Genomic DNA, 22261 nt, shown 5'->3' with positions numbered 1-22261 from the left:
CTTGCCGCGTTCTTCCGCTGTACGTTTCAGCCATTTTTTGCCATCGCTGCTGTTGTTGCTCGCGGGGCTTGCGGCTGCCTACGTCAAGGATCTCAACGTCTTCTTCACTTCGCTGTTCAACGTGCTGCCCACTCTGGTGCTGTTGCTCGGCGGTGCGTATTGCGCGGTTTACCGACGTCAGCGTGAACTGTTTCTGATGGTCACGGTGTACATTGCCTACTTCCTGCTCGACACCCAGACCGACTATTACCGCGACAACGGCAAGGTTCGTGAAGACGCCGCCGTAGTGTTCCATCTGTGCTGTCTGTTGTTGCCGTTGCTGTTTGGCTTGTTCGCCGCCTGGCAAGAGCGCACTCACCTGTTCCAGGACATGGTGGCGCGCTTCGCTGTGTTGCTGGCGTTCGGCAGTGTGGCGCTGGGGTTGGAGCAAAGTTACCCACAGGCGCTGCTGATGTGGCTGTCGGAGATCCGCTGGCCAGCATTGCATGGTGCGTGGATGAGCTTGATCCAATTGTCTTATCCCGTGTTCATCGCCTCGTTCCTGTTGCTTGCCTGGCAATACTGGCGCAACCCAAGACCCTTGCACGCTGCGCAATTGGTGGGGCTGTTGGGATTGTTCTGGATGTTGCCGAAAACCTTCATCCTGCCCTTCACCCTGAACATCATGTGCAGCCAGGTGATGTTGATGATTGCCGCCGCGGTTGCGCATGAGGCCTATCAAATGGCCTTCCGCGACGAACTCACCGGCCTGCCGGGGCGCCGCGCCCTGAACGAACGCATGCAACGGCTGGGGCGCAATTACGTGCTGGCGATGAGCGACGTCGACCACTTCAAGAAATTCAACGACACCCACGGCCACGATGTCGGCGACCAAGTGTTGCGTCTGGTCGCCAGCAAACTGTCGAAAATCAGTGGTGGCGGTAGGGCATATCGCTACGGCGGTGAGGAATTTGCCTTGGTGTTCGCAGGCAAGACCCTCGAAGAGTGCATGCCGCACCTGGAAGTCATCCGCGAATCCATCGCCACTTACAATATCCAGCTGCGCAATCAGGACAGCCGTCCCCAGGATGACCAGCAGGGACGCCAGCGTCGCGCGGGTTCGGGCGCCTCGAGTGTTTCGGTCACCGTCAGCATCGGCGTCGCCGAACGGCTGGAACAACGCACCCCTGAAGAAGTGCTCAAATCCGCCGACCAGGCGCTCTACAGCGCCAAGGGCGCGGGGCGAAACTGTGTGATGGCATTCGGTCAGAACCGCCGTGGCGCAGTGCGCATGGACGCTGCTGCGGGTTGAGTGATGATGGCGCATTCAGCGTCTGGACTGTGATTGTGAGGTGTGATGCACGGCAGTAGGTTTGAGCCATCTGCTGCCGGAGAAATGACCATGCCCGAGTACAAAGCTCCCCTGCGCGACATGCGCTTTCTGATCGATCACGTCTTCGATTTTCACAGCAACTACGCCGCGCTGGGGGCCACCGATGCCAGCCCGGACATGGTCAATGCGATCCTCGAAGAAGGCGCGAAATTCTGCGAGAACGTTCTCGCACCGCTGAACCGCAGCGGCGACGAAGAAGGCTGTCATTTCGACAACGGTGTAGTCACAACGCCTACAGGCTTCAAGCAAGCATTCGCACAATACGTGGAAGGCGGCTGGCATGGTCTGGCGGCGGATCCTGCTTACGGCGGTCAGGGCTTGCCAAGTTCCTTGGGGCTGGTCATCAGCGAAATGGTCGGCTCCAGCAACACGTCCTGGGGCATGTACCCCGGCCTGACCCACGGTGCGATGTCGGCCATCCATGCGCATGGCACTGAAGAACAGAAACAGACCTATCTGAGCAAGCTCACCGCAGGCCAATGGACCGGCACCATGTGCCTGACCGAAGCCCATTGCGGCACCGATCTGGGCATCATCAAGACCCGCGCCGTACCGCAGGCCGACGGAAGTTACGCGATCTCCGGCAGCAAGATATTCATCTCCGCCGGCGAACACGACATGAGTGACAACATCATTCATCTGGTGCTGGCCAAACTGCCGGACGCGCCAGCGGGGACCAAAGGCATTTCGCTGTTTATCGTGCCCAAATTCCTACCCAATGCCGAGGGCGAGGCGGGCGAGCGCAATGGCGTTTCCTGTGGCTCGATCGAACACAAAATGGGCATCAAGGCCTCGGCCACCTGCGTGCTGAATTTCGATGACGCCAAGGGTTTCTTGATCGGTGAGCCGAACAAGGGCCTGAACTGCATGTTCACCATGATGAACCACGCGCGGCTCGGCACCGGCATGCAAGGTTTGTGTCTGGGGGAGGCGAGCTTCCAGGGCGCAATCAAATACGCCAACGACCGTCTGCAAATGCGCTCGCTGACCGGTCCGAAAGCGCCGGAAAAACCCGCCGACCCGATCATCGTTCATCCCGATGTGCGCAGGATGTTACTGACGATGAAGGCCTTCAACGAGGGCAATCGGGCACTGACTTACTTCACCGCACAGTTGCTGGACGCTGCGCACCTGAGCCCGGATGAAGCGGCGCGTCAGGACGCTGAGGATTTGCTGGCGTTCCTCACACCGATCTGCAAAGCCTTCATGACCGACACTGGGCTGGAGGTGACCAACCTCGGCATGCAGGTGTTTGGCGGCCACGGTTTCATTCGTGAGTGGGGCATGGAGCAGTTGGTTCGCGACTGCCGGATCGCACCGATCTACGAAGGCACCAACGGCATTCAGGCGCTGGATCTGCTTGGGCGCAAAGTCCTTGGCAGTCAGGGAAAACTGCTGCGCGGCTTCACTAAAATCGTCCACAAGTTCTGTGCGGCAAACGCTGAGCATCCGCAACTCGGCAGTTATTTTGCGCAACTCAACGGACTGAACCAGCAGTGGGGCGAGTTGACTTCCAGGATCGGCATGGCCGCGATGAAAAATCCGGATGAGGTCGGCGCCGCCTCGGTGGATTACCTGATGTACAGCGGCTACATCATCCTCGGCTACCTGTGGCTACGCATGGCGCTGGTGGCTCAGTCGCAGTTGGAGGCGGGCAGCGGTGATGCCGATTACTGCCGAGGAAAACTGGCGACCAGCGAGTTTTACTTCAAGCGTTTACTGCCGCGTACGGCTGCTCATCGGGCGGCCATCGAGGCGGGTAGCGACTGTTTGATGAAGTTGCCGGCGGAGTTGTTTGCACTTTAATCATTCAAATCAGCCATAAAGAAGCCCGCCTCGCTGCGGGCTTCTTTATGGGGGAGTAAGCCAGTGACTAAAAATAACAAAATGGTCATAGGCTGACCCTATGTGTCGTAAAAGTTGTTGAGGTACACTCGGACACAGCGAAATCACTATTCCTATGAACCACCTGTTTAGATCTTGCGAGGTTTGCCATGGCTGACTACAAAGCGCCCCTGCGCGATATGCGCTTCGTCCTCAATGAAGTTTTCGAGGTCGCCAAGCTCTGGGCCGAACTGCCTGCGCTCGCCGAGACTGTCGATGCTGAAACTGTCGAGGCCATTCTGGAAGAAGCCGGCAAGGTCACCAGCAAAAGCATCGCGCCCCTGAGCCGAGCGGCTGACGAAGAAGGTTGCCACTGGGCCGACGGTGCCGTCAGCACCCCGGCTGGTTTCCCACAGGCGTATCAGACCTACGCTGAAGGCGGTTGGGTCGGTGTCGGTGGCGATCCGACCTACGGTGGCATGGGCATGCCCAAGGCTGTTTCGGCGCAGGTCGAAGAAATGGTCAACTCCGCCAGCCTGTCGTTCGGTCTGTACCCGATGCTGACCGCCGGCGCCTGCCTGTCGATCAACGCCCACGCCAGCGAAGAGCTGAAAGCCGCGTACCTGCCGAACATGTACGCCGGTGTCTGGGCCGGTTCCATGTGCTTGACCGAGCCGCACGCCGGTACTGATCTGGGGATTATCCGCACCAAGGCCGAACCTCAGGCTGACGGTTCCTACAAGGTCAGCGGCACCAAGATCTTCATCACCGGCGGTGAACACGACCTGACCGAGAACATCATCCACCTGGTACTGGCCAAGCTGCCGGACGCGCCAGCAGGCCCGAAAGGTATCTCGCTGTTCCTGGTGCCGAAGTTCATGGTCAATGCCGATGGCAGCCTCGGTGCGCGCAACCCGGCGACCTGTGGTTCGATCGAACACAAGATGGGTATCCAGGCATCCGCAACCTGTGTGATGAACTTCGACGAAGCCGTGGGTTACCTGGTCGGCGAGCCGAACAAAGGCCTGGCGGCGATGTTCACCATGATGAACTACGAGCGTCTGGGTGTCGGCATCCAGGGCCTGGCCTCGGGTGAACGTTCCTATCAGAACGCTATTGAATACGCTCGCGACCGCCTGCAGAGCCGTTCGCCGACCGGCGTGCAGAACAAGGACAAAGTGGCTGACCCGATCATCGTCCACCCGGACGTGCGTCGCATGCTGCTGACCATGAAAGCCTCGAACGAAGGCGGCCGTGCATTTTCCACTTACGTGGCGATGCAGCTGGACACCGCCAAGTTCAGCGAAGACGCCACCACTCGCAAACGTGCAGAAGACCTGGTCGCACTGTTGACGCCTGTGGCCAAGGCATTCCTGACTGACCTGGGGCTGGAAACCACGGTTCACGGCCAGCAGATTTTTGGCGGCCACGGCTACATCCGTGAGTGGGGCCAGGAGCAGTTGGTTCGCGACGTGCGCATCACGCAGATCTACGAAGGCACCAACGGTATTCAGGCGCTGGACCTTGTCGGGCGCAAGATCGTCGGCAGCGGCGGGGCGTTCTACAAACTGTTCGCTGACGAGATTCGTCATTTCACCGCGACGGCCAGTGCTGATCTGGCGGAGTTCACCAAACCGCTGAACGATGCAGTGGACACCCTTGACGATCTGACCGCATGGCTGCTGGACCGGGCGAAAAACAACCCGAACGAAATCGGCGCTGCGTCGGTCGAGTATCTACAAGCTTTCGGTTACACAGCCTACGCCTACATGTGGGCACTGATGGCCAAGGCAGCCTTCGGTAAAGAAGCGCAGGACGATTTCTACGCGAGCAAACTCGGTACAGCGCGGTTCTATTTCGCCCGTTTGCTGCCGCGTATTCACTCGTTGAGTGCGTCGGTGAAGGCGGGGAGCGAATCGCTGTTCCTGTTGGATGCAGGACAATTCTGACCCTGTAGCGTTATGTAAGCATTCTCTTACGTGACGTGCTGCTGTTTTCCCATATGCGCAGATTGGATCCAGAGCTAATCTACTTCACATGGACGTCGCGCAGGAAGCGCAAAGCAACAACACGGACACGTAGGATTCTGCCAGGACGGCGGAGTGAAATGGATGTCAGGGAAACAGTCTGCAAAGCCCCGCTTCGGCGGGGTTTTCTTTTGGGCGCAAAAAAGTTCAGCTCAACCCATCCAGGGCCGTCGGGCTATGCAAGTGCTCATCCATCACCTCTTCCAGCAGCGTTCGCAACAACGCCAGCGAAGCCTGTTGCCGCTGCACATCCCGACACACCAACCCCACTTTCAGCGGCACCCGCGGCTCACTCAGTGGTTTCCACAGCAGCTCTTGGTCACCATGGGTCTTTTGTGAGCGCCCTGGCAGAACGGTCGCCAGCCGCGTGTGCGGCAGGCTGTCGAGAATCCCTGTCATGTTGTTCAACTCGGCCTGCACCTGCGGACGGCGTCCCAGGTTGGCCAATTGTGTCTGCCAGATCTGCCGTATCTGGAACTCTTCACCCAACAGCAACATGGGCAGCTCGGCGGCCTGACTCATGGAGACCTTCTTGAATTCGCGCAACGGATGGTCGGCCGGGATGACAAGGGTCAGCTCATCTTCATACAACTGCACGCCGTGCAAACCCGGCTGACGGGGCGGCAGGTAACTGATGCCGATATCCAGCGAACCATTGAGTAGTCGCCGCTCGATTTCCAGGCCGGTCAGTTCATAGATCTGCACCACTAAATGCGGCTGTGCCTTGCGCACGCGTTCGAGCATTTGCGGCACCAGGCTGGAGTGGACGGTTTGCAGCACGCCAATGGCCAAGGTTCGGAGCGCCTTGCCCTTGAAATTGCCCAAGGCTTCGCGCGCGCGTTGCAGGCCATCGAGCAAGGGCAGGGCATGGTTGTACAACGTGTGGGCCGCCAGGGTTGGCAGCAGACGTTTGCTACTGCGTTCGAACAGGCTCACATCGAGATTCTGTTCGAGTTGGCGGATCTGCTGGGACAACGCTGGCTGGGAGATTGAAAGTCGCTCGGCGGCCCGACCGACGTGGCCCTCTTCGTAGACCGCGACGAAATAACGCAGTTGTTTGAAATCCATAAGTAATACTTATCGAAAATGCTGAGAAATCGAAATGGCTCAGTGCCTTGCCTACGCCTAGTCTAACTGCATTCACAAGGCTTACAGGGCCATAAAGCACGATGAATACCGTTTACAGCGATGGTGTTTACATAGGCAAGGCAAAAAACCTCGGACGAGATTTTATCCGATGAATCTGTTCAACCTGCGACGCAAGCCACCGAGCCTTGATGACCTGGCGATGGACACTTCCCTGCCGGCCAGAAGCGACAACTTTTCCAGAGAGTGCCTGATGCCCAGTGTCGAACGGCCGAAACAGATTTTCGTGCGTGGCCAAGGCTCCTGGCTGTGGGACAGCGATGACCGCGCTTACCTGGATTTCTCTCAGGGTGGCGGCGCCAATAGCCTCGGACACAGCCCTTCAGCACTGGTCAAAGCGATTTCGGAACAGGCTCAGTCGCTGATCAATCCGGGTTTCGGACTGCACAACCGCGACATGCTCAACCTCGCCGAAAGGCTCTGCGCCAGTACCGGCAGTGACCAGGCGTACCTGCTCAACAGTGGCAGCGAAGCCTGTGAAGCGGCGATCAAACTGGCGCGCAAATGGGGCCAGCAATATCGTGGTGGCGCTTCGCGGATCATCGTAGCCAGTAAAGGCTGTCATGGCCGTAGTCTCGGGACGATTTCGGCGTCGGACAGTTCGAATCTGATCAACCGATTCGAGCCACAGCTGCCGGGCTTCAGTCCTGTTCCGTTCAATGACCTGCCGGCCTTGCATGCGGCCGTGGATGCCCAGACAGTCGCGATCATGCTCGAACCGATCCAGAGCGAGGCCGGGGTGATTCCCGCCACCGAGCACTACCTCAAGGGTGTCGAGCGCCTGTGTCGAGAGCTTGGCATTCTGCTGATACTCGACGAAGTGCAAACCGGCGTCGGTCGCTGCGGCACATTGCTTGCCGAACAGTCCTACGGCGTACGGGCAGATATCGTGGTGCTCGGCAAAGGGCTCGGTGGTGGCGTGCCATTGGCGGCATTGTTGGCGCGAGGCAAGGCCTGTTGTTTCGAAGTCGGCGAAATGAGCGGCACTCATCATGGCAATGCGTTGATGAGTGCCGCCGGGCTTGTCGTGCTCGACAGCGTGCAGGACAAGGGCTTTCTCGACCATATGCGGGAAACCGCTCAGCATCTGGGCGAAGGCCTGAGTCGTCTGGCCCATCGCTATGGTCACGGCGAATTGCGCGGGCAAGGGCTGCTCTGGGGGCTCGATCTGTCCGACGATTCCGCCGACGCCGTAGTCAAGGCCGCGTTGTATGAAGGCTTGCTGCTCAACGCCCCGCAACCCGATTGCCTGCGCTTTACCCCGGCCCTCACCGTCAGCAAGGCCAACATCGACGAAATGCTCCTGCGCCTGGCCCGCGCCTTCTCCCGCGTACGCACCGCGCAACTGCAGTGCCGCAAAGGTATTGCGGTCTGATCAGACCCGCCCTACACGAATTTCCGAACCGTCTCGCGGTATAACGCATCGCCCCACGTTTGACTCTTTTCGCGTGGGGCGTTTTTTTGTCTCTGCGTTTTGCCGAAGGCATTTCAGTGCTTGAGCGATAGCGGGATCAATGGCTTTTTAGAGGGAGTCGGCAAGGAGTGCCGGTGCCAGCGAAACAACATGGTTGTGGCGATGGCTTTGAATTCTATACCACTGGGTGGTATGTTTTGTGGAAGGGATGCCGATGTCACCGAGGTTATTCAAGACAAAGCGTTTTGCGATGCAGGCCGGTAAGGCTTGGGTCGGCGATGAAGAACTTCGGGAGGCATTCACCGAAATGCTCGATGGTCAGGCGGACAATCTCGGCGGCGGGGTCTGGAAAAAACGTTTGAATGCCAACCGTCACCGCTCAATTGTTCTGGCAAAGGGTGGGCATTATTGGATCTATCAATTGCTGTTCGCCAAGAAGGATCGAAGCAATATCAGCCTTGCGGAGCTGACTCAACTGCGGGGATTAGCCAAGGTTTATGGCACATTGACCGAGATGCAGGTCCAGCACTTGCTGGACATTGAGGAGTTTGTGGAGATATCCCATGAGTAAGAAATTCAAAAGTGACGTGTTTGAGTCGGTACACGAGTCAGCCAGTGCTTTGTATGCCATCGGTGCCATCAGTAAGGCAACCATGCGCGAATTCGACGAGTCATGCCTTGCAACGGTTCCGGACGCGATCCCGGCTGAGCAGATCAAAGCGCTACGTGAACGCAACAACGTCAGCCAGCCAGTATTTGCGCGTTATTTGAACACCAGCGCTTCGACAGTCAAGCAATGGGAGGCGGGAGCCAAACACCCCAGCGGTATGGCTCTGAAGTTGCTGAGCATTGTTCAGAAACACGGCCTGGAGATACTGGCCTGAAGCATCGCACTGAACCCTGACGAACACCGCAGGTTGATTAAATGAGGCGCTACGATTTCAGCCCACCTACTCCATCACCCGCCGATAAAACAACCATTCCTGCTCCAGCGCGTGGGCCTGGTTACCGGCCTTGCGAAAGCCATGGCGTTCGTCGGCGTAGTAATGCGCTTCGACCAGAATGCCATTGTCCTGTAGCGCCTTGACCATGTCGCGGGTCTGTTGCGGCACCACCACGGCGTCCAGTTCACCCTGAAAGAAGATCATCGGAACGCTGATGTTGTTCGCGTGTAGCAACGGAGTGCGCGCGGCGTAGCGTTCAGCGTCCTCTACCGGGTCGCCGATCAACCAGTCCAGATAATCGCCTTCGAACTTGTGGGTGACGCGGCCCAGCGCAACGGGATCGCTGACGCCATACAGGCTGGCGCCCGCACGAAAGACCTTGTGAAAGGCCAATGCGCACAATGCGGTGTACCCGCCGGCGCTGCCACCACGGATAAACGCTTTATCGCCGTCGATCAGTCCGCGCTCGGCCAGGTAGCCGACCACTGCGCAGGCATCTTCCACGTCCACGTCGCCCCAGCTCAAATGCAGCGCCTGGCGATAAGCACGGCCGTAGCCGCTGCTGCCTCGGTAGTTGAGGTCGGCCACGGCGAAGCCCCGTTGTGCCCAATACTGGATTCGCGGGTCGAACATCGGGTAGCAGGCTGAAGTCGGTCCGCCGTGAATGAACACCACCAAGGGCGGTTTCGTATCGTCGTTCATTGCCGGGTAGAAGAACCCGTGGGCCTCGCCCGAACCGCTCGGATAACGCAGGGTTTGCGGGCGGCTGATCTGATCGGCCGGCAGGGGGACAACGCCACCGGCGAGGGTCTTCACCTGACGGCTTTTGCGCTCAATGGCAATCACCGACGCCGAACTGACTGGTGAAGCAGCGATGCAGTAAATGAACTGCTCATCCTGTGCGAGATGGCGGAAGCGGCTGTAGTCGCCGATGAAATCCTCACAGGAGCCATCGCCATGACAAAGCCCCAATCGGCCAAACCCACCTTCGGTCCAACTCGCCAGATAAGTGTCTTCGCTCAGTGGTAACCAAGTGCAACCACCCAGCTGCCAAGGCGCCGGTCCATGGTCGGCGGCAGCGCTCGGAAGTGGGCTCAGTCCTTCTGTCGACTCCACCCACGGCTGCCAGAAACCGCCGCGATCGGTCAGACAATACAGACGGCCGCGATCATCGAATCTCGGTTGTTGCAGTGACTCCTGAGCACCGTCACCGGCCACACAACGCGGCTGCGCAAAGGTGTGATCGCGCTGGCGCTCGGCAACCATCAGGCGTGTTGCGGTCCAGGGCTGATCCGGGCGATTCCACTCGATCCAGGCCAGACGCCGACCGTCAGGACTCAGGGTCGGTGCCGCGTAGAAATCGGCACCCTCGGCTAGCAGATGGCGTTGGCCGTCAGCCAGATCGATTGCCACCAGGCGATGTCGATCGCGGTTCTCTTCCACCGCCAGCACTTGCCCGTTGGCGAACTGCAGATCGCCGTACCGGCATTCACTTGAAGTCAGTACCTCAGGTGTTTCATCTGACAGCGATTGCCGATACAGCTGCTGATCGGCCTCGTTGACGAATACCAGCCCGTCATCGGTCAGACAAAACGCGCCACCGCCATATTCATACACCCGGCTGCGCACACTGAAGGTGGGCGGCGTCAGACAATGCGCCTGACCGTCGCGCCACTGCCAGATCCGGCAGGCGGCATCTTCGGGGCGGTACTCGTTCCAGAACAGGCCATGTGGCCCGACCTGCAACTCGGCGAAGTCGATGCCGGCCGCGACGGCCCTGGCGGCGCTCAAGGGTTCAGCTTTTGGCGATGAGGCGTGAGTTTCGTTCATTGCGAAAGGCCAGTTGTTCAATGGTCTGGGTCGCGTGCTCGGCTTCTTCGCGGGCCTTGAGGATCACGCCGTGATGTTCCGACTTGCTGCACACCGGGTCGGCATTGCTCGCGTCACCCGTGAGCATGAACGCCTGGCAACGGCAGCCGCCGAAGTCCTTTTCTTTTTCGTCGCAGGAGCGGCACGGCTCGGGCATCCAGTCGTAACCGCGAAAGCGGTTGAAGCCAAACGAGTCGTACCAGATGTGCTGCATGCTGTGGTCGCGCACGTTGGGAAACTGCACCGGCATCTGTCGGGCGCCGTGACAGGGCAGTGCGGTTCCGTCCGGTGTGACCGTCAGAAAAATACTGCCCCAGCCGTTCATACAGGCTTTCGGACGTTCTTCGTAATAGTCCGGTGTCACGAAAATCAGCTTGCACGGATGCCCTTCGGCTTCCAGTTTCGCGCGGTATTCGTTGGTGATGCGTTCGGCGCGAACCAATTGTTCCTTGGTCGGTAGCAGGCCGACCCGATTGAGCTGAGCCCAACCATAGAACTGGCACGTCGCGAGTTCGACGAAGTCTGCCTCAAGGGCAATGCACAGCTCGATGATCCGGTCGATCTTGTCGATGTTGTGCCGATGGGTGACGAAGTTCAGCACCATCGGATAGCCGTGGGCCTTCACCGCACGGGCCATTTCGAGTTTTTGCGCGAAGGCTTTTTTCGAGCCGGCCAACAGGTTGTTCACCTGCTCGTCGCTGGCCTGAAAACTGATCTGGATATGGTCCAGACCGGCCTTCTTGAAGTCGCTGATTTTCTGCTCGGTGAGGCCGATGCCGGAAGTGATCAGGTTGGTGTAGAACCCCAGCTTGCGTGCTTCGGCGATCAATTCGGCGAGGTCCTGGCGCACCAGCGGCTCACCACCGGAAAAGCCCAACTGCGCCGCGCCCATCTCCCGTGCTTCGCGAAAGACTTTGATCCACTGCTCGGTGGTCAATTCTTTGCCTTGCTCGGCGAAATCCAGTGGATTGGAGCAGTACGGGCATTGCAGCGGGCAGCGGTAAGTCAGTTCGGCCAGCAGCCACAGCGGCAGGCCGATTTCGGGTTTGGCTGGCAACTTGCCTGACGCAGACTCAGGCAAGTTCGATCCAGTGCTGAGCACGGGCGACCTCCATGAATTGCTCGATGTCGTCACCGAGCTCGGGCACGCCGGGGAACTGTTTGTCGAGCTCGGCGATGATGGCCGCGACATCTCGCTGGCCATCGATCAAGCCGCCGATCAGCGCGGCGCTCTCATTGAGTTTGATCATGCCTTCGGGGTAGAGCAATACATGGCCCTTTTGCGCCGGTTCGTACTGGAAACGGTAGCCGGGACGCCAGGTCGGGGTTTTGCTGCGATCAAAACTCATAAGGTGATTCCTTTATGCCAGACCCGCTGTTCGGTCACGCTGTGGTACGGCGGGCGGTTCAGTTCGTAGGCCATGCTCATGGCATCGAGCATGCTCCAAAGAATGTCCAGTTTGAACTGGAGAATTTCCAACATGCGCTCCTGACTTTCTCGCGTGGTGTAGTGCTGCAGAGTGATCGCCAGACCGTGCTCCACATCCCGGCGAGCCTGGCCCAGCCGCGTACGGAAATATTCGTAACCGGCCGGGTCGATCCACGGGTAATGCTGCGGCCAACTGTCGAGGCGCGATTGGTGGATCTGCGGCGCAAACAGCTCGGTCAATGAGCTGCTGGCGGCTTCCTGCCAACGGGCCCGGCGGGCGAAGTTGACGTAGGCATCCACGGCGAAACGTACACCGGGCAGCACCAGCTCCTGGGAGCGCAGCTGATCCGGGTCAAGGCCGACCGCTTGCCCAAGACGCAACCAGGCTTCGATACCGCCGTCTTCACCGGGGGCGCCGTCATGGTCCAGCAGGCGCTGAATCCACTCGCGACGGATTTCTCGGTCCGGGCAGTTGGCCAGGATCGCGGCGTCCTTGAGCGGGATGTTCACCTGATAGTAAAAGCGGTTGGCGACCCAGCCCTGGATCTGCTCGCGAGTCGCCCGGCCTTCATACATCGCCACGTGATACGGGTGATAGATGTGGTAATAGGCGCCCTTGGCGCGTAGGGCCGCTTCGAATTCGGCGGGGGACATTGGGGTATCAGTCATTGCGGTTCTCCGGGAACAACCGGTGGATTCTTTGGTGTCTGGTCGGGCGCCTTCGCGGGTATACAGGGATAGCGCTATCCCTGTAGGAGCGAGCGGTGCGGCGATCCGACTTGCCCGCGATGGGGCCATCCGCTACAGCACAATACTCATGCCGTCATAAGCCACTTCAACTTCACGACGGGCCAGCTCCGCACGCTCTGGCGAATCCTCATCGAGAATCGGGTTGGTGTTGTTGATGTGGATAAGCACTTTGCGCTGCTTGGGCAGTTGTTCCAGCACTTCGAGCATGCCGCCGGGGCCGTTCTGCGCCAGGTGGCCCATTTCCCGGCCAGTGCGCGTGCCGACACCACGGCGCTGCATTTCGTCGTCGTCCCACATCGTACCGTCCACCAACAGGCAATCGCTGCTGGCCATGATTTTCAACAGCGGAGCATCGACCTTGCCCAAGCCCGGTGCATAGAACAGTTTACCGCCGGTGCTCAGGTCTTCGACGATCAGGCCGATGTTGTCGCCCGGATGCGGGTCAAAGCGGTGCGGCGAGTACGGAGGGGCGGCGCTACGCAGGGGCAGCGGGGTGAAGCGCAGGTTCGGGCAGGCCGGCACGGTGAAGCTCTGATCGAGTTCGATACGGTTCCAGTTCAACCCGCCGTTCCAGTGGGTCAGCATGGTGAACAACGGGAACCCGGTACTCAGGTCTTCGTGGACCATGTCAGTGCACCAGACCTGATGCGGGCAACCTTCGCGCAGGCTGAGCAGGCCGGTGGTGTGGTCGATCTGGCTGTCCATCAGGATGATTGCGCTGATGCCGGTATCACGCAGCGCGCGTCCCGGCTGCATCGGCGCGAAACTCTGGAGCTGGGCGCGGATGTCCGGCGAAGCATTGCACAGCACCCAGTTCACGCCATCATCGGAAATTGCGATGGACGACTGGGTACGCGCCTCGGCCCGCAGGCTGCCGTCGCGAAAACCTGCGCAGTTCGCGCAGTTGCAGTTCCACTGGGGGAAACCGCCGCCGGCGGCGGAACCTAGAATCTGGACAAACATGGCCGCTCCATCATTGAAAACTGAAAATAAAAACGCCCCGGCAAGCCGAGGCGTAGCACTGCATTCTCTACCAAACGGCAGAGCTTAGCGGCTTGCGAAGTACATGGTGACTTCGAAGCCGATACGCAGGTCGGTGTAAGCAGGTTTGGACCAGGACATAGGAGCGCTCCTTCAGGTGGATGGGACAGTTGAGGCCTATACATATAGTCCACCTCCAGTCGGAGATGTTCAGATAGTTAGGTGGCTATGTTACTCAAAATTACGGAGCGATTGGCTGCGAATCTTTGAGAAAGCTAATTGCAGCGCCGGTAATGATCATTTTGCCACTTGCCAACGCGTAGTCGGGCAAGGTCCGCTGGCCAGACAGCGCCAGCCACCTTCGGCCCTATTCAGTCGCTGTGCCGCGGCCAGCAAGGCTTTGCGGTCGATCATCAGAATCGCTTGAGGTAGAAGGCCCAGATAATCCGACGAGTGGCCGGCCAGTTTCCCTTGCCAGAGCAGTTCGGCGGCCTGGGCGTTGGGCAGGGTGGTGCTGTCGAATTGATCGGCCAGGGCTTGGCGTTGGGCGATGAAGGTCAGCTCATCGATGCTTTCGATCATCCCTTCCAGTTCGCCGAGGAATTGTTCGATGTGCTGCAACAAGTCCAGAGGTGCGACGCTTGGCGATTGCACGCCGAACAACAGCCCGGTCTGACCGTTGATCTGGCGCAGCCCGCTGAATACCGCGTAACCGAGTTGCAGCTCTACCCGCAAGCGTTGATAGAACGGTGTCTGGCACAGGTGTGCGAGCAAGCGCCAGGCAGCTTCGTCGGCGATGTCGTGGGTTGCCGTCGGACAAAAGAGTAACAGCGCGTGTTCGCTGGAGCCGGTATCGACGGCGTTCCAGAGATGCTGTGAGCCGATCGATAGAGGTGACGTCGATTGATGGTCCGGCGTTCCCGGCACACGACTCAAGACCAGCCCCATCGCCGCTTGCGTCTGGGCCGACAGTCCGGTCGTCAGGCCATCCCAGCGCGCACTCGACCAGAGTTGCTGCAAGTCATCCGAGGCTGCTTTGTGCTCAGCGCATAAATCGGGCAGCGCCTTGAGCAGCTGTCGAATCGGCATCAAAGGGATGGCCGTCGGTGCTTCCTGTGAGAAACGGGCATCAGGTTTTGTCAGCGCTTTTAGCACATGTTCGAGGACTGTTGGCATCGGTTCCTGCAGCCCCGTCAGTCTCAGCAGCCATTCATTGCCCGATGCGCTGAAGGAAGCGTCGACACCGGCCTGACGAGCATCTTCGTGCAACGGCTGCAGGCTGTTTTCCAGATTCGCCTGAAGGCGGCTGTGAGGTGCGGATTCCAGGCGCCAGCGCAGATAAACCGCACCTTCATCCGTGTTGTCCGGCAATGCTTGACTGAACTGCATCGGCGATCGTTCGCGGCGACTGCGCGAGCGATCCTGGGCAAAGGTCCGCAGGCCGCGGTGGGCGCTGGTCTGGCCGCGAATCAAGCCGGCATTCGGGGCTGGAGTCTCGGTACGCAAAAACGGGTTGGGAGTCGGTAGTTGCCACTGGCCGGTGAAGTTATCCACAGCGCCGATTTGTTTCAGGATTGCCTTGAGGGCGACGACGCCTTGTTCGGATAACCCCGGTTCAAGTTGCTCGCTGTCCCGTTGGGCCAGCTGCAAGGCACTGCTGACTTGCTGTTGGCGCTGTTGCAGGGCGGCATATTCTTCGCGCAATGGGGCCCAATCCTGACGGGAGGCAAAAAAGCCCAGCCAATCCAGAATCCGTTCACGGATCGCGCTGCCCGATTGCGTGGCGTTCGCGGGCAACGTGAATTCGATGTGCAGCAAGGCTTGCCCGGCGTAGCGGTAGAGCGGCGCGGCTTTCAGGTTGTCTGCCAGCCCGCTGTCTCGCAGCTGCGCCAACAGGCCGCCGGGCTTTGCGGCGGTCAGCCAATGGCACAGGAACGCCAGCGCTTCGGGCGATGAGTCGGGCAGCCCTTCGAAGGTGAACAGCAGATCCAGTCGACGTTCTCCAGCCTGTTGATAACTATTGGCCGATGAATCCATCAACAGGCTGGGCTTTGCCTGAGGGACTTTTTTACCGGCGGGAATGGCAATGGCAAACGCCTGCGCCATCCCTTTCAATTCTTCGAGACTCTGCGGGCCGGCCAGGCTCAACGTCATTTGCCCGGTCTGATAAAACTGCTGATGGAAGTCCTTCAACGCTTGCTGAAACTCGGGCTGCGGAATCGGCAGGCTGTAACGGTTGCCAGCATGAAACGCCCGTAACGGGTGAGCCGCCGAGAGCCCGTCGAACAGCGCGAATTGCTGTTGGGCTGTGGCATCCCGCGACCAGGCGACAAATTCGGCGTGCAGCACTTCCCGTTCCCGCCGCTGATCGTCCGGATTCATACGCGGATGGGCGAGCATGTCTGACAGATGCTCCAGCCCAGCGCTGAACGCCTGGGGCGGCAGTTCGAAAAAGAACTCCGTCGTCCGTTCGCTGGTGCGCGCATTCACCTGCCCGCCATGACCTTGCACATAGGCCATCAGCCCTTGTCCTGCGGGAAAGCGCTCTGTACCCAGGAACAGCAAATGCTCGAGAAAGTGCGCCAGCCCCGGCCAGGCCGATGGCACGTCGTGACTGCCGGCAGCGACCCGCAACGCAGCGGCGCCGCGCTTCAAACCGGGAGCATGACGCAGCGTCACCCGCAGACCGTTGGCCAGGGTTTCAGTGTGAAGGTGGGGGTGATTCAGCGCAGGCATGAGCACTTCCAGAACAGAGAAGCGCTAATGCTAGCGGATTAGGGGACGTTCTCAATCAGTTTCCACACTGCGCCGGGGAAACTGATTGAGAACGCCCCCTAAGTGGATCAGCGCTTGTTCAGCGCGCCGTAAAGCTCGGGACGGCGATCGAGGAAGTAGCGGTTGGCGGCGCGGGAATCGATCATCAGTTGGCGATCCAGTTCACCGACAATCAGCGATTCATCTAGGCCGGCCCGGGCGATACGGCTGCCATCCGGCGCGGCGATGCTGCTCTGGCCGCAATACTGGATCTCGCCCTCGCTCCCACAGTAGTTGGCGTAAGCCACATAACACTGGTTTTCGAAGGCCCGGGCGCGGACGGTGACGTCGGCGATGAAATCGTAGGGAATCATGTTCGCCGTCGGCACCAGGATCAGCTCGGCACCGGCTAACGCCAGACGCCGGGCGTTCTCCGGGAACTCCAGGTCGTAGCAGATCAAAAAGCCAAGCTTCCAGCCATTGAGTTCAACCAACGGAAACTCATCCGGCCCGGGGCTGAACATCGAGTGATCGAGGTCACCGAACAGATGAGTTTTGCGGTAGTTGCACAGCCGCTCGCCATTGGCGTCGATCAACTGCACGGCGTTGTAGATCTGCCCGTCCTCGGTACGCTCCGGGTAGCCATACAGAATGGCGATCCCGGTTGCTTTGGCGATGCGCGCGATTTGCTGCGCCGATTCACCGTTGTGCACCTCCGCCAGCACGCTGACGGCGTCTATGCCGATGTTGTAGCCGGTCAGGAACATCTCCGGCAGCACCAGCAAGTCCGCGCCCTTGGCCTCCAGCGCCAGTTGATGCAGGCGTTGCAGGTTGCCTGCGACATCCAGGGGCCGCGGTGGACATTGGTAAAGGGCTACGCGCATTTCGGATTCCTCTTACTCGGGCAGGGCGATCGGACCGATCTCGTTGAACACATCTCCTGGACCCGGGTTTTCGGCGTGAGTTTCACCGCCAAAGTGTTTCATGATGCCCCACACCGCGTTGAGCGACGTCTGCACCGCGCCTTCAACCCACGCCGGCGTCCACGAAACGTCATCGCCGGCGATGAAAATCCCGCGTTGCTCGGGCGGCATGTCGTCCTGCATGAAGTGCGCATACATGCGCTGGTTGTAGCGGTAGTGACCGGGCAGCGCGCCTTTGAAGGCCCCGAGGAAATGTGGGTCGGCTTCCCACGACACGGTGATCGGATCGCCGATGATCCGCGCGGCGATGTCGACTTTCGGGTAGATCTTCTTCAACGCATCCAGCGCCAGCTTCACGCGCTTTTCCACTGGCTGTGGAAGCATTTTCAGAGCATCGCTCATCCACGAGTACGACAGGCAAATCACCCCAGGCTTGTCGTCACCGTTATCGAACAAGTACGTGCCACGGGTCAGGCGATCAGTGAGGGTCATGCTCATCAGGTCGCGGCCGGTTTCCGGGTCTTTGTCCTTCCAGAACGGGCGGTCGACCATCACGAAAGTTTTCGACGACTGCATGTAGCGGGTACGGTCCAGGGCCATCCACATTTTTTGCGAGAACAGGCTCTCGTCGCATTCGATCTGGGTGGTCAGCAGCCAGCTCTGGCAAGTGGTCAGCACCGCTGCGTATTCGCGGGTATCGCCCCAGTTGTCGGTGACCGCAAAACGGCCGCCTGCCGCGTGGGCAATTTTCTTCACGCCGGTACGTGGCGCGCCGTTGTGCAGCGAGCTCAGGCTGGTGCCTTCCGGCCAGTGCACGCAACGCTCCGGCACATGGCGCCAGATACCCTGCGGCACTTGTTCCACGCCGCCGACCACCAGGTGTTGGTGATCGTCGCAGTTGGTCATCACCACGCGGAAAATTTCCAGCATCGAGTTGGGGAAGTCCGAGTCCCAGCCGCCGGTGCCGAAACCAACCTGGCCGAACACTTCACGGTGATGGAACGAGAGCTTGGCGAAGGCTTTGGAGGTGGCGACGAAATCGTAGAACGTGCGGTCGTCCCACAACGGCACGAGGGTGTTCCACAATTCCTTGAGGCGCGGCACGTCGCGATCGCGGATCGCCTGCTGGATCTCGCCGAAGCGCGAACCGTCTTCCAGGGCATCGGCCCAGGCATCAGCGACTTCTTGGAACAGTGCAGGAAGATCCGCCAGTTTCTGTGCGTAATGGGTTTTGCCTTCCAGATCGATCACTGTGCTGCCAGACGCGGGGGTCAGCGGGTTCGGGAAGGGCTTGGTCTCGAGGCCGAGCTTGTCGACGTAGTGGTAAAACGCAGTGGACGACACCGGGAAGCGCATGCCGCCGAGCTCGGCGATGATGCCTTCGGCACCATTGAACGCTTGGGAGCGTAGACGACCGCCCATTTTCGAGGCTTCGTAGACGACCGGTTTGAGGCCCAGTTTCATCAGTTCATAGGCGGCCACCAGACCGGCAATGCCAGCCCCGACGATCGCCACTTCGGCGCCGTGATTGTGCGCTGGAATGCTCCCCAGGCCGGCTGGGTGCTCGATCCAGTCGTCGAAGGCGAAAGGGAAATCCGGGCCGAAAATAGTGACTGGTTTTTTACCGTCTGCAGGATGGCGATTGTTCTTGTTCATGGCTGACCTTGCTGGCGACCCGACGCAGGATGCGCGTCTGAGTATAGGAAAAGATGGCAGCCATTCTAGAGAGCGTAGAACACGTTAATAAGACGCAATGTGTCGTCGTTTTGCTAATTGTTTTATCAATATGACGATGTATCACTACATATTGTAGGTGTGAGCAGTGCAGCGATCCGACTTGCCCGCGAAGAGTCCCGACCAGACACCGAAGGCCTCAAACCGGCTGCCCCCGATCAATCTTGCTGCTCAGGATGATCGAAGTCGTCGTCTTCTCCACCCCATCCACACTGCCAATCTGATCCAGCAACTGATCCAGCTGCTCCGGCGAATCGGTGCGCAACCACGCCACATAATCAAACTCGCCACTCACCGCACACAGCTGCTGCACCTGAGCCATGGCGCTAAGTCGTCGCAGCACTTCCTTGCCAGACCTCGGTTGCACCGTAATCCCGACGTAAGCCTGCAATCCGCCATCCACCACACGCTGACCCAGTCGCACACCGTAACCGGTGATCACCTTGGCCTTTTCCAACCGTGCCAGGCGCGAAGTGACGGTGGTGCGGGCGATGCCCAGTTGCCGGGCGAGCATGGCCACACTTTCACGGGCATTGATCTGCAGGGCGGCGATCAATTGGCGGTCGATTTCGTCGAGAACAGGCGGGCGAGTGTCAGGCAAAGGGGTATCTCCAGCGGTATAGAGCAATGGGCAGGCATATTACAGGCAGTCCATGCCCTCAACGGGTTAATTGGATGGACACAAATTGTCACTCGTAGTCGAATGCGCAACCAGGGGCTGTGAAGCGAGGGGATGAAATGAAGGGTATGCCTGCGGCTCTGCGCGACTATGCATTGCAAATTGCCAATCACGAAATGGGGCATTACGTCGTAGCCCGAGCCCTGGGTTTTGAAACGGGTGATGTGACCCTGAAAGTGACCATGGGCCTGACGCACCATGGCGGGGCCTCCATTACCTTGACGCGGTCCATTTCGTCGCTCGAAGCCATGAAGGAACATTTGGAAGCCCGGATAATGGTCCTCTTCGCCGGCGCCATGGCGCAGACATTACCGCCAAAGCATTCGCCCGAGAAACGCGTCGATAAGTCGAAAGCGGCAGCCATCCTGAACGGAGAGTTTGGAGCGGAACAGGATCACGCAAAAATAAGAGAATTGCGGTACTTGCTTCGAAATATCGCCTATCCCGATACGGATCCAGCGTCGTCCGACAGCATCATTGCTGAGCTGACAGACATTAATGATCGCTTGTGGTTGCGCACTCAAGAAATCGTCGAGGCATTGGCCGAGACGATTACTGGATTGGCAGGGCTTCTGGTGGAGCGCATGGTCATTGTGGAGCAGTGGGGGCGGCCGGCGGATACGTATGAGGTTGTGTTGACGGGGGGAATGCTTGAACGGCTGGGGCCAGTGCAGGCGATCCCTTCATTGGGTGTTTGGGCGTAAGCTGATTGGCAGCGACGTCCGGAGAGTATCCCGTCGAAGAAAAGCCCCACAAGGCGGCAAAGTGCCCAAATGCGCCCATTACGCAACTCTCGGAGTTTGCCTACAACCTTGGCGGACGTCATCCGATAACCCGCCGTCCGCGCAAAATATAACCTGGACGGCAGACAGGAAAAATAACGCACGACCGGCCTCGGAGCAGCGCACAAGGCGCGACCCGAGCTCCGACAGGAAGACGCTGTATGTCCTTACCTCCCACGACTCAAGCCAGCATTGAACAGTTGCACCGAGACGTGGCTGCTTTGGCTGAAGACATGCGTAGCCCGGCCCCCACCGCGACCCGAGCGATACTACTGCCGTTCGGGCTCGGCGCCGCGCTGGCCCTGGTGACCTTTCATGTGCGCTAGATCCGTGCTGTCTAGGATCAGAATTAGGCCGCGCCCGGAGAGTTGGCGAGGCTGGTCAAATGTGGCATTACACATTTCCGACTGCACCTGGCCTGCGTTACAGCCGCCACCCATCATTTAGCAGTGATTTTGGCGGCATCTAACCTACGTTAGGAGTTACCAGTATGTTCAAAGTAACCCCCAATCCGCCGGCAAGGTCCAACGCTAAGATCATCGATCAACGCGCTGTTGATCGACTGTTGTCCCATATGCTTTTGGGTCAGAGACGGCACCGAGAAATCGTGCCAGGGCTTCAGTCCCCCTCCGTGAACCGCCGCCGCGTCAGGAAAAGCACCACGCCCAGCGGCACGGCCAGCAGTGCTAGCAGCTCCAGGTCAAAGCCCAGCACCTGCTGCTCACCAACCTTGAAGATGCTGACCAAGCCCGTTGCCAGCAGCGCCAAACCCAGCCACTTGCGCAGCGGGTATGGTTTCAGAAACTGAACGAGGATCGCGCCCAGCACCAGAAGGACGACAGTTTGCATGATGTAGGGCATGTGCAGTTCCTCAGACCTTGATGACCAGCGTCACGACAGAGCGCTGTGGGCCAATCCCGCCATGGACCTCTCCCTCGATGCTGACCAGCACGTCACCTGCATGCAGGTTCGGCAGGGCCCCTTTGAGGTACCAGTTGACACCTGTCGTCACGACTGCACCTGAAGCCCAGCCAATGAGCGGCCCGCCCAACGCACCTACCCTCCCGGCAACGCCACCTGAGGCCGCAGCAATTCCCTTGGCGACGTTGCCGCACATAGTGATGATAGCATCGGCCTGCTGCCGGGTCAGGGGATTGGAAATGCAGACTGTCAGCAGGCATGGCAGGTTTCGAGCCTGCATTCGGTCGTACATATCGACGACCATGCTGTTGACTTGGTAATGGGCGCGTTTCGCTTCGCCAAAGTGCAGCTCGCGCAGGCGACCTCGGTCGCTTTCCATGAGGGTGATTTGAGACAGATTGAAGACGATCCCTTCCTCGGACCTGTACTGCGTAGTCTTCTCGAACTTCATGCGCGTATCCATTCGTGCAAAAAGACGATGATTTTCAACAAGCGGTGACTAAGATGCAAACGGTCTTTGTTGTGAGGCTCCGGGGAGTTTGACGTCTGCACGGGTCTCATCGTCAGCTACCGCACCCCCGCAAGGTCAGTTTTCGGTCAGCGGCAACAGCGACGGCTCATTCGGCGTCCGAAAGTGTGCTGTGGGACCTGAAGCAAGAGAACAATAGCTTCGACCTGGATTCGGCTTACGATCAGTATGATCGTGCTCGGG

21 protein-coding genes are annotated in these 22261 nt (G+C 59.2%); 8 read left to right on the top strand and 13 right to left on the bottom strand.

The window, feature by feature from the left end:
- Position 1 precedes the first annotated feature (1 nt).
- The 3 genes from LOY36_RS26075 to LOY36_RS26065 all read left to right on the top strand — a co-directional run bounded on the left by LOY36_RS26075 (position 2) and on the right by LOY36_RS26065 (position 5145).
- Positions 2 to 1291, top strand: coding sequence for a GGDEF domain-containing protein (locus LOY36_RS26075; RefSeq protein ID WP_018928822.1), 1290 nt, complete (start codon positions 2 to 4; stop codon positions 1289 to 1291).
- A 90-nt stretch (positions 1292 to 1381) separates the two neighbouring features.
- Positions 1382 to 3178, top strand: a complete 1797-nt coding sequence (locus tag LOY36_RS26070) for an acyl-CoA dehydrogenase C-terminal domain-containing protein (protein WP_258671351.1) — start codon at positions 1382 to 1384, stop codon at positions 3176 to 3178.
- A 188-nt stretch (positions 3179 to 3366) separates the two neighbouring features.
- Positions 3367 to 5145, top strand: a complete 1779-nt coding sequence (locus LOY36_RS26065; RefSeq protein ID WP_258671350.1) for an acyl-CoA dehydrogenase C-terminal domain-containing protein — start codon at positions 3367 to 3369, stop codon at positions 5143 to 5145.
- Positions 5146 to 5370: 225 nt separating this feature from the next.
- Here the strand turns inward: LOY36_RS26065 and LOY36_RS26060 are convergent, their stop codons facing one another.
- Positions 5371 to 6291, bottom strand: coding sequence for a LysR family transcriptional regulator (locus LOY36_RS26060; RefSeq protein ID WP_258671348.1), 921 nt, complete (start codon positions 6289 to 6291; stop codon positions 5371 to 5373).
- A gap of 169 nt (positions 6292 to 6460) precedes the next feature.
- Between LOY36_RS26060 and LOY36_RS26055 the strand changes: the two genes are divergently transcribed.
- From LOY36_RS26055 to LOY36_RS26045, 3 genes are all read left to right on the top strand, one after another.
- On the top strand, positions 6461 to 7744 hold the full coding sequence (locus tag LOY36_RS26055; RefSeq protein WP_258671347.1) for an aspartate aminotransferase family protein: 1284 nt from the start codon (positions 6461 to 6463) through the stop codon (positions 7742 to 7744).
- Positions 7745 to 7997: 253 nt separating this feature from the next.
- A complete protein-coding gene (locus LOY36_RS26050) occupies positions 7998 to 8354 on the top strand; it encodes a type II toxin-antitoxin system RelE/ParE family toxin (RefSeq protein WP_258674223.1) in 357 nt (118 codons plus the stop codon).
- Positions 8347 to 8667, top strand: a complete 321-nt coding sequence (locus tag LOY36_RS26045) for a DNA-binding transcriptional regulator (RefSeq protein ID WP_019650317.1) — start codon at positions 8347 to 8349, stop codon at positions 8665 to 8667. The genes LOY36_RS26050 and LOY36_RS26045 overlap by 8 nt, the downstream gene beginning before the upstream one ends.
- Positions 8668 to 8733: 66 nt before the next feature.
- Here the strand turns inward: LOY36_RS26045 and LOY36_RS26040 are convergent, their stop codons facing one another.
- The 10 genes from LOY36_RS26040 to LOY36_RS25995 all read right to left on the bottom strand — a co-directional run bounded on the left by LOY36_RS26040 (position 8734) and on the right by LOY36_RS25995 (position 19768).
- On the bottom strand, positions 8734 to 10557 hold the full coding sequence (locus LOY36_RS26040; RefSeq protein ID WP_258671345.1) for a S9 family peptidase: 1824 nt from the start codon (positions 10555 to 10557) through the stop codon (positions 8734 to 8736).
- The gene (pqqE, locus tag LOY36_RS26035) at positions 10523 to 11698 is read right to left on the bottom strand and encodes a pyrroloquinoline quinone biosynthesis protein PqqE (protein ID WP_408981097.1); all 1176 of its coding nucleotides are present in this window, start codon (positions 11696 to 11698) and stop codon (positions 10523 to 10525) included. The genes LOY36_RS26040 and pqqE overlap by 35 nt, the downstream gene beginning before the upstream one ends.
- Entirely contained in the window at positions 11670 to 11945 is a 276-nt protein-coding gene (gene pqqD, locus LOY36_RS26030; protein WP_018928829.1) for a pyrroloquinoline quinone biosynthesis peptide chaperone PqqD, read from the bottom strand. Before pqqD ends, pqqE begins: the two co-directional genes overlap by 29 nt.
- Positions 11942 to 12694 (bottom strand): pyrroloquinoline-quinone synthase PqqC, encoded by a 753-nt coding sequence (gene pqqC / locus LOY36_RS26025; RefSeq protein ID WP_258671344.1) that lies wholly within the window; start codon positions 12692 to 12694, stop codon positions 11942 to 11944. The genes pqqD and pqqC overlap by 4 nt, the downstream gene beginning before the upstream one ends.
- Before the next feature lie 132 nt (positions 12695 to 12826).
- Positions 12827 to 13738, bottom strand: a complete 912-nt coding sequence (pqqB, locus tag LOY36_RS26020) for a pyrroloquinoline quinone biosynthesis protein PqqB (protein WP_018928830.1) — start codon at positions 13736 to 13738, stop codon at positions 12827 to 12829.
- Positions 13739 to 13822: 84 nt separating this feature from the next.
- Entirely contained in the window at positions 13823 to 13897 is a 75-nt protein-coding gene (gene pqqA, locus LOY36_RS26015) for a pyrroloquinoline quinone precursor peptide PqqA (RefSeq protein ID WP_009045898.1), read from the bottom strand.
- A 156-nt stretch (positions 13898 to 14053) separates the two neighbouring features.
- Complete coding sequence (gene pqqF / locus LOY36_RS26010) at positions 14054 to 16492, bottom strand: pyrroloquinoline quinone biosynthesis protein PqqF (RefSeq protein WP_258671342.1); 2439 nt, start codon at positions 16490 to 16492, stop codon at positions 14054 to 14056.
- 107 nt (positions 16493 to 16599) lie between these two features.
- Complete coding sequence (locus tag LOY36_RS26005; RefSeq protein WP_258671340.1) at positions 16600 to 17394, bottom strand: carbon-nitrogen hydrolase family protein; 795 nt, start codon at positions 17392 to 17394, stop codon at positions 16600 to 16602.
- A 12-nt stretch (positions 17395 to 17406) separates the two neighbouring features.
- A complete protein-coding gene (locus tag LOY36_RS26000) occupies positions 17407 to 19089 on the bottom strand; it encodes an NAD(P)/FAD-dependent oxidoreductase (RefSeq protein ID WP_018928833.1) in 1683 nt (560 codons plus the stop codon).
- A gap of 217 nt (positions 19090 to 19306) precedes the next feature.
- Complete coding sequence (locus LOY36_RS25995; protein WP_007980298.1) at positions 19307 to 19768, bottom strand: Lrp/AsnC family transcriptional regulator; 462 nt, start codon at positions 19766 to 19768, stop codon at positions 19307 to 19309.
- 137 nt (positions 19769 to 19905) lie between these two features.
- On the opposite strand from LOY36_RS25995, the gene LOY36_RS25990 reads away from it, so the two are divergent.
- The gene (locus LOY36_RS25990) at positions 19906 to 20550 is read left to right on the top strand and encodes a peptidase M41 (RefSeq protein WP_258671338.1); all 645 of its coding nucleotides are present in this window, start codon (positions 19906 to 19908) and stop codon (positions 20548 to 20550) included.
- A 239-nt stretch (positions 20551 to 20789) separates the two neighbouring features.
- Entirely contained in the window at positions 20790 to 20954 is a 165-nt protein-coding gene (locus LOY36_RS25985; protein ID WP_258671336.1) for a hypothetical protein, read from the top strand.
- 292 nt (positions 20955 to 21246) lie between these two features.
- Here the strand turns inward: LOY36_RS25985 and LOY36_RS25980 are convergent, their stop codons facing one another.
- Together LOY36_RS25980 and LOY36_RS25975 are read right to left on the bottom strand one after the other, a co-directional pair.
- Complete coding sequence (locus LOY36_RS25980) at positions 21247 to 21489, bottom strand: hypothetical protein (protein WP_054594326.1); 243 nt, start codon at positions 21487 to 21489, stop codon at positions 21247 to 21249.
- A 10-nt stretch (positions 21490 to 21499) separates the two neighbouring features.
- On the bottom strand, positions 21500 to 22000 hold the full coding sequence (locus tag LOY36_RS25975; RefSeq protein WP_258671334.1) for a hypothetical protein: 501 nt from the start codon (positions 21998 to 22000) through the stop codon (positions 21500 to 21502).
- Positions 22001 to 22261 lie beyond the last annotated feature (261 nt).

The organism is Pseudomonas sp. B21-019, assembly GCF_024749225.1.
Lineage (GTDB): Bacteria > Pseudomonadota > Gammaproteobacteria > Pseudomonadales > Pseudomonadaceae > Aquipseudomonas.
Note: the sequence above shows the minus strand (reverse complement) of the source record. Positions and strands in the feature narration are given on the sequence as shown.

Coding starts and splice junctions, on each gene's coding strand:
- pqqD (WP_018928829.1), bottom strand. CDS start 11,945: ATGAGTTTTGATCGCAGCAAAACCCCGACCTGGCGTCCCGGCTACCGT.
- LOY36_RS26050 (WP_258674223.1), top strand. CDS start 7,998: ATGTCACCGAGGTTATTCAAGACAAAGCGTTTTGCGATGCAGGCCGGT.
- LOY36_RS26040 (WP_258671345.1), bottom strand. CDS start 10,557: ATGAACGAAACTCACGCCTCATCGCCAAAAGCTGAACCCTTGAGCGCC.
- LOY36_RS26045 (WP_019650317.1), top strand. CDS start 8,347: ATGAGTAAGAAATTCAAAAGTGACGTGTTTGAGTCGGTACACGAGTCA.
- pqqC (WP_258671344.1), bottom strand. CDS start 12,694: ATGACTGATACCCCAATGTCCCCCGCCGAATTCGAAGCGGCCCTACGC.
- LOY36_RS26065 (WP_258671350.1), top strand. CDS start 3,367: ATGGCTGACTACAAAGCGCCCCTGCGCGATATGCGCTTCGTCCTCAAT.
- pqqF (WP_258671342.1), bottom strand. CDS start 16,492: ATGCCTGCGCTGAATCACCCCCACCTTCACACTGAAACCCTGGCCAAC.
- LOY36_RS25975 (WP_258671334.1), bottom strand. CDS start 22,000: ATGAAGTTCGAGAAGACTACGCAGTACAGGTCCGAGGAAGGGATCGTC.
- LOY36_RS26070 (WP_258671351.1), top strand. CDS start 1,382: ATGCCCGAGTACAAAGCTCCCCTGCGCGACATGCGCTTTCTGATCGAT.
- LOY36_RS25990 (WP_258671338.1), top strand. CDS start 19,906: ATGAAGGGTATGCCTGCGGCTCTGCGCGACTATGCATTGCAAATTGCC.
- LOY36_RS25985 (WP_258671336.1), top strand. CDS start 20,790: ATGTCCTTACCTCCCACGACTCAAGCCAGCATTGAACAGTTGCACCGA.
- pqqB (WP_018928830.1), bottom strand. CDS start 13,738: ATGTTTGTCCAGATTCTAGGTTCCGCCGCCGGCGGCGGTTTCCCCCAG.
- LOY36_RS26055 (WP_258671347.1), top strand. CDS start 6,461: ATGAATCTGTTCAACCTGCGACGCAAGCCACCGAGCCTTGATGACCTG.
- LOY36_RS26060 (WP_258671348.1), bottom strand. CDS start 6,291: ATGGATTTCAAACAACTGCGTTATTTCGTCGCGGTCTACGAAGAGGGC.
- LOY36_RS26005 (WP_258671340.1), bottom strand. CDS start 17,394: ATGCGCGTAGCCCTTTACCAATGTCCACCGCGGCCCCTGGATGTCGCA.
- LOY36_RS25980 (WP_054594326.1), bottom strand. CDS start 21,489: ATGCCCTACATCATGCAAACTGTCGTCCTTCTGGTGCTGGGCGCGATC.
- LOY36_RS26000 (WP_018928833.1), bottom strand. CDS start 19,089: ATGAACAAGAACAATCGCCATCCTGCAGACGGTAAAAAACCAGTCACT.